Annotated in this window: 5 protein-coding genes and 2 pseudogenes; 6 read left to right on the top strand and 1 reads right to left on the bottom strand. The window is 43.4% G+C overall.

Annotated features, from left to right (window positions below):
- Positions 1 to 228: 228 nt before the first annotated feature.
- Positions 229 to 585, top strand: coding sequence for a hypothetical protein (locus tag F6K37_RS29265; RefSeq protein ID WP_287253981.1), 357 nt, complete (start codon positions 229 to 231; stop codon positions 583 to 585).
- A gap of 630 nt (positions 586 to 1,215) precedes the next feature.
- Positions 1,216 to 1,626, top strand: a pseudogene (locus F6K37_RS29260) (tetratricopeptide repeat protein); the annotation flags it as partial.
- A gap of 10 nt (positions 1,627 to 1,636) precedes the next feature.
- Here the strand turns inward: F6K37_RS29260 and F6K37_RS29255 are convergent.
- Positions 1,637 to 2,848 (bottom strand): RNA-guided endonuclease InsQ/TnpB family protein, encoded by a 1,212-nt coding sequence (locus F6K37_RS29255; protein WP_287253980.1) that lies wholly within the window; start codon positions 2,846 to 2,848, stop codon positions 1,637 to 1,639.
- Positions 2,849 to 2,905: 57 nt separating this feature from the next.
- On the opposite strand from F6K37_RS29255, the pseudogene F6K37_RS29250 reads away from it, so the two are divergent.
- The 4 genes and pseudogenes from F6K37_RS29250 to F6K37_RS29235 form a co-directional block, all read left to right on the top strand.
- Positions 2,906 to 3,052, top strand: a pseudogene (locus F6K37_RS29250) (transposase); the annotation flags it as partial.
- 486 nt (positions 3,053 to 3,538) lie between these two features.
- Positions 3,539 to 4,816, top strand: a complete 1,278-nt coding sequence (locus tag F6K37_RS29245) for a tetratricopeptide repeat protein (protein WP_287253978.1) — start codon at positions 3,539 to 3,541, stop codon at positions 4,814 to 4,816.
- The gene (locus F6K37_RS29240; protein ID WP_287253977.1) at positions 4,813 to 5,970 is read left to right on the top strand and encodes a tetratricopeptide repeat protein; all 1,158 of its coding nucleotides are present in this window, start codon (positions 4,813 to 4,815) and stop codon (positions 5,968 to 5,970) included. The genes F6K37_RS29245 and F6K37_RS29240 overlap by 4 nt, the downstream gene beginning before the upstream one ends.
- 245 nt (positions 5,971 to 6,215) lie before the next feature.
- Complete coding sequence (locus F6K37_RS29235; protein ID WP_287253975.1) at positions 6,216 to 6,368, top strand: hypothetical protein; 153 nt, start codon at positions 6,216 to 6,218, stop codon at positions 6,366 to 6,368.
- Positions 6,369 to 6,583: the final 215 nt, after the last annotated feature.

The raw sequence follows: 6,583 nt of genomic DNA, 5'->3' as shown, positions 1-6,583 counted from the left end.
ATTTTTAAGGCTTTTTGAAGTATTGTTTTTTGCTCTTGTGTCAGATAATTTTTTGCTGGCATATTTCCTATTATTGGGTTATTTATTAATTTTTATTATACCAATTTAAATGCCGAACAGCTTATGAAACAGCTAATATAATTTTTTTTTTGTTATTAAAAATTAGCATTACCTTTCATGATATATTGATAAATGCTAGGTCAATTTACTAAAAAAAATTAGTGTAGTTTGTCTTCCGGCGTTTTTCATAGCTATAAGGTACACAGGATTTTATACCTATTACCTATTACCTATTACCTATTACCTCCTATAAATTCCCTGCTCCCTGTTCCCTGTTCCCTTTGGTATATAATTAAAAAAATAACCTTTAATTCAAAAGCGATGGAAACTCAAGACTTAAAAACACTGATTAAAGAAAGCATCCGAGAAGTTTTGAGAGAAGAAAGACTCTTACTCTGTCATATGTTAATGCCTTACGTTAGTGATCAAGATCAACAAGAGCTTGACACCAGCTTTGGCTTACCTCAAGACTATGAGACTGAAGAAGTAACTGATCTAACAGATGGGATTAAAAATGACTATTAAATTCCGCAAGAGTGCGATTAAATTATTAGACTCTGCTGATTATAGCGTTTCTAGGACTCATGAGGTACACATAATTCTTTGACTATTGGCTCTTACCTCTTCTGTCTTATCTACTCCCTGCTCCCTGATACCTGCTCCCTAAAACCCAGATATTTGTACCTCACAAGTCGTAGAATTGCTATAAACTATTCCCATCACAGAAATTATTCAAAGTCAATAAGCTTGATAACATTATCGCTCCGGTAACGCTTAAGGAATTTAATCTAACGATTTAAAGGTTAAGTTATTAGGATAAAAGTTTGATTGACTATAGTTTTATAATACAATTCGTGAGCGTGGAAATGTTTATACTCACATCTGGCACCATTGGGATTAATCGTCGGTGGGCAGTGCCTACCTACGCTCAACGCCCAGCTGATCTGATCTGTCGAAAGCACTGCCCACCCTACTTGCTTTGCTATAAATCCCGATAGCTATAATTTCAGTAGAAGAATAATAGTGGGTGGCACACTACTGTATTACCCCCACTTCCTATCGTGAGGTTTGTTGCGTATCTCATACGGTGTTCAGGAAATGAATCAAAACCTATCTGTTAAGGGAGCAGCTATTTTAGCTACCGTTGTCGGTGTGATGGGAATGGGAGTGGCTTTCCCTAGGTCTAGCTGGGGGCAAAGTATCATTGCTCAACAACCCAGTTCACCAGGGAGTGAAAGGGCTGAAGAGTTATCCCTAACAGAAGCCTCTCAACTCAATCAGCAAGCCATTAAGCTTTATCAGCAAGGAAAGTACTCAGAAGCGATTCCCCTAGCGGAGAGAGCATTAGAGATTCGGCAAGAAGTCTTAGGAGAGGAACACCTGGATGTGGCAACCAGCCTCAATAATCTGGCATTACTCTACAAAAGCCAGGGCAGATATGCTGAAGCCGAACCCCTCTATCAACAAGCCTTAGCACTGAGGAAAAAACTCCTTGGTGAAGACCATCCCCATGTGGCAACCAGCCTCAATAATCTGGCATTACTCTACAAAAGCCAGGGCAGATATGTTGACATACTCACCGTCCTAGAAGAACGGTGATTCTTGACAGATCATCGGGGTGTGCTGCCGTTCGCGTAGCGTGACCTACGGTCTCAACAGTCTTATCGCCCCTCCTTGCCCATTTAGAGTCATGCCGATGCCCCATGCCGACTTTTTCTATGTTTCTAGCAGCGTTTATGTCTCTGTCCTGCTCGGTTCCACAATTAACACAGAGTATTGAGCGTACGGACAAATCGAGTTTCCCCCACTTGAACCCACAATCTGAGCAGATTTGACTAGTGGGTTCCCAACGGCTTATAACCCGAAAATCCCTGCCATATTTATCTGATTTTGCTTGAGCTAGACTCCTAAATTCTGACCAACCTTGCTGGCTAATAGCTCGCGCTAGTTTGCGATTTTTGACCATTCCTGACACGTTAAGGTCTTCTAGGACAATTACTTGGTTCTCGCTGACTATCCTAGTTGAGAACTTATGCAGGAAGTCTTTCCTTTTGTTGGCGATTTTATTATTTAGTCTTGCGATCTTAATGCGAGTTTGCTCCCTCCGGTTAGACCCCTTGGCTTGTCTAGCAAACTTTCGTGTTTGTTTGCGTAATTTTCGATCTAGTTTTGAATAGTCAGGACTCTTGACATGACCCCCATCACTCATTACCGCGAAAGTCTTGATACCTAGATCAATCCCAATGCTTTGGTTCTTGGCATCAACTTGAACAGGCTCAATATCTACTACAAAGCTCAAGAAATAATTGTTAGCACAATCTAAGATAATGGTCACAGAGCTTGGATCAGATGGCAATTCCCTAGACCAGATCGGTTTGACTACCCCAATCTTGGCTAAGTAAACTCCATCACCTTGAATAGAGAAACCTCTGCGAGTTAATCTTGCTGATTGATTATTGGATCGCTTTTTGAATCGTGGAGACCTAACTTTTCGTCCTTTTCGTTTTCCATTGTGCGACTCAAAGAAGTTCTTAAAAGCAACTCCCAAATCAGCTACGGACTGCTGCAAAGGAACGACTGACACTTCAGACAACCATTTTCTTTCTTCGGTCTTTTTAGCCTGAGTTATGACCAGTTTCTGTAAGTCTCCAGATTTTATAACCTTCTTAGATTTATTGCAAATAGCCAGAGCATCGTTCCACACGACTCTGACACAGCCAAACAGCCTAGCTAAGTCCTGTTTCTGTTGGTCAGTTGGATAAAAACGATATTGGTATCTTGCTTTCAATTGGCGTTTTCTAGTTGGTCTGTACTCCAATTATAGTGTAATCTACAAGATTTGACAATGGGTTTCCGGAATATTGGCACAGTATTAAGCTCCTTGCAAATGCACCTAGTATGCGTAACTAAGTACCGCCAAAAAATATTGACCACTGAGAGTCTCGCGGCCATTGAAAATTCGTTCAAAGAAGTGGCTAAGAAAATGAATTTTTAAATTAGAGAACTTAATGATTTGTTCGCGTTCGCCTTTGGCGTGGCCTACGGCCAAGCGTGGCCTACGGCCCAGGGTAAACGCAAGAATCAATAAGCCTAGGCTTATTGATAAAAAAACCGAGTCATTCTCAATAAATTAACTCTATTGCGAGTACAGTTATACGAGATTATAGGGGTTTCGAGCCACGATCAATCGATATCCAGCCAATGCACATTATGGGCAATTTTTTCTTGCGCTTACCCTGGCCTACGGCCTCAAGTTACCGTAAGAATAAAGGAGCCAAAATTCGCCAAGTTTTAACCAAAGGTGCGCTTTCCGTATTAAGAATTAAATTCGCCACTGATCCCACCTCTTTTACGTATAGCTGAACAACCATAAAGGCTCCTTTATTCTAAGGTTTCGTCTCCTAGAAGGACGGGGCTTGAGACCCATTTTTTTGGTCAATATCGAGCTGCCCTCCAGTCCCTAGCCACAGATTCTCCCTTGACTAATCAACAAGCTCTAGAGATTCTGTGTGCCAGAGATGCACTCCACAATGCCCTCACTCAGGAACCCTTCATACCTGCAGAGCTTCTAGAGTGCATCCATGAGCTAGATGCCCAACTCCAACAACACAAACAACGGATTGACCAAGCTCTGGAACTTTCTACCTATCGCCACAGCCTACCCGCAAAGCCTAAGGGCTGGTGGTGGTATTTGGATCAACAGCGTCCTCCTCATCGGCTAGATCGTCGCGACTGGGTGTTTAAGGGTCTGACCTTTGGAGGTTGGAGTGTCAGTCTGGCTCTGCTGGTCAATATTGCCAGTCGTTTCTTAAGTGGTGGTCCCGATGTGGTTGGCACTTTCGCCATGATTGTACCAAGTCTGATTACTCTGCTAAAAGCCAAAAGTGACCTTACCAAAGAAGAGCAAAAAGACAACGATTTCTCAGAAGCATTGAAAAAAGGTTTTGAGGAATTGCTAACTGGTTTGAAGGTGCCTAAGTTTCTTCATGCTGAAACTAAGTTTCTCTCCACCATGGCTCTATTGTTGGGATTGCTAGGGTTTTGGTATAGCCTACCCAGTATTTCAGCTATCTACAATCGACGTGGCTTAGAGCACTATCGAGCCGGTGAGCTTAGTAGTGCCGAAGCCGACTACCAAAGAGCGATTGCCCTTGATCCTAATAATGCTAAGGCCCATTATAACCTGGCCGTAGTTTATGAAGACTGTTTACAGCTCAAGAAATCAAAGCAAGAGTACCAGCTGGCCGTAAGTGCCAACATTCCTAGGGCATACAACAACTTGGCCAGACTCTACATTCGAGAGGGAGACTATCCTGAAGCGGCAAATCTTTTAGTTGAAGGTCTAAAATTAACCACCAAGGAATCAGTTTATCCAGAGGATCAGTACAATTTCTATAAAAATTTAGGGTGGGTAAGATTCAAACAAAATCGGGATGATGAAGCTAAGATTGCCCTGGAAAAAGCTCTCAACATTGCTAATAATCCCAAGGTAGCAAACTATCTGCCCAATCGTGCCTCTGCCTCTTGTATTTTAGCTCAGGTACTTGAACGCCAGGAAAAACCTGAAGCTCTCCAGGAATGGGAAAATTGTCGAAATTTAATCATCGGAAATCCTCTGATTTCAAAATCAAACCAATGGGTGGCTCTAACTAATGATTTAGGAATAGGAAATCGTTTGATTCCAGAAGAAGACACCTGGTTACATCTAGCTAATCAACGTATTCAGAACGCTCAACAACAGAAACCAATGCCATGATTTGGAAACGTCTATTCTCCATCTCCCTACTTTCCACGGTTCTAATCGCGATCGCAGCTCCAGCCACTACTCCGGCTGAGGGTCTTTATTACATTTCAGCTCTGACAGGGAATGTTCAAGTGAAACGTCCCCTGTGGTTTGGTTATGATCGAGCTCACCAAGGAGATATCCTCAAGCTCACAGACCGGATCTGGGTCAGAAACCCTCAATCCTCTGCTACAGTATTTTGCAATCATCTCAATAGTTGGCAAGTTCCTGTAGGAAAAGCTTTGAAGGTGTCTAAAGGTTGCTCAGATTCAGCAATATTATCAGATTCAGGAATATTGTTCCGAGCGGAGGATCCCCTAGCACCTGGACGTGGCATCGAGAATGAAGACGTTCCCTACCTGATCAGTCCTAGGAATACAGCACTACGTCCTAATCAACCCCTGACCCTGCGCTGGAATGCTGTGAAAGAAGCCACCCACTATGATGTTACTATTAAGTATCTGGCAAAACCAGTGTGGGAAAAACGAGTATCTGAAGCCATAGTTGATTACCCTGATAGCTCCCAACTCCGACGGGATCGGGATTATTTTATAGTGGTGACTGCTAGTACCGGTGTGTCTTCAGCTGAAAATCCCAATCAAGAGCCAGCTCCCACCATTACCCTGCTGACGGATGAGCAGGAGCAGGAGCTAAAGAAGAACCTAGCTAAGATTGAGACACAAAATCTGGATGCAGATGCCAAAGCTCAGGGGCAAGCTCATCTTTATCACAGCACTTGCCAAGATCTAAATTATCCCAACACTTGTCTCAATCATAATGCCATTGACCTTTTAGAAACAAGAATCAAAGCTGGTACAGACAATGCTGCCATTTATCAGCTCCAAGCTGACATGTATAAGCGCATTGGACTAAAGCGACAGGCTCAGCAGCGTTACCGCACAGCCCTGGCACTGGCTAAAAAAGCTAACAATTTGCCATTGCAGGCGGAAATTCAAGAACAGCTTGGTGAGATTGCCCACAACCTAGAAGAGTTTGCTGAAGCAGTTGAATGGCTAGAGGCTGCTGAGGGAATTTACCAAAAGGGTTTAAATTTGGAAGATCCAGAGGTAAAAAGCAAGTTAGAGGAGCTAAGGAATAATATTGAGGATTCTCGACAGAGGATTTGAGGGGGTAAGTAAGTAGTCAGGGGTCAGTGGTCAGCGGTCAGCGGTCAGCGGTCAGCGGTTGGCCTTTGGCTTTGTGGCACAGGCTTCGATGCTGTGACATAGCACATTAGCTTATATCATGTCCGGATAATTAGTGATAAAAAACCATTACCCTTGAAACCTTACTCCTTTACTTCTGCCTTCTGCCTTCTGCCCTCTGCCTTCTTTTCGCGCCTAGTATAAGTATTCAACCGGACATCATATTAATGGTTACCGAAAAACTGTCACCATTGGTGGCAGAAATTGCTGCATCTCCTAAAAGCTGTTTGACCCGGTGGGTGGAACAGGCATCAGGCGTGGAACGGGCATTAGGCGTGGAAGGGGCATCTTGCCCGTTTCATTTCCGGGCAGCAACCTAACACTGGCGGTGCGTTACGGGACGGGCTTTCTCAACACTGGCGTTAGAGGTGGAAAATTAGGGCGAGCCCATCCCTAACGCACCCTACTGGCGTGGCACAGCTAAAATAGTGCAATAGAAATAGGATAACTGAGGCGGAAAGTATGGGAAGAGGAAAACGAGACAAGGTGATTCTGAGTCGAGAACAGAGAAAAAGGCTGGAAGTCATAAGCAACA

Source organism: Moorena sp. SIO4E2 (genome assembly GCF_010671945.1).
Taxonomy (GTDB): domain Bacteria; phylum Cyanobacteriota; class Cyanobacteriia; order Cyanobacteriales; family Coleofasciculaceae; genus Moorena; species Moorena producens.
The sequence above is the reverse complement of the archived record's forward strand: the minus strand, read 5'-3'. Positions and strand labels throughout refer to the sequence as shown.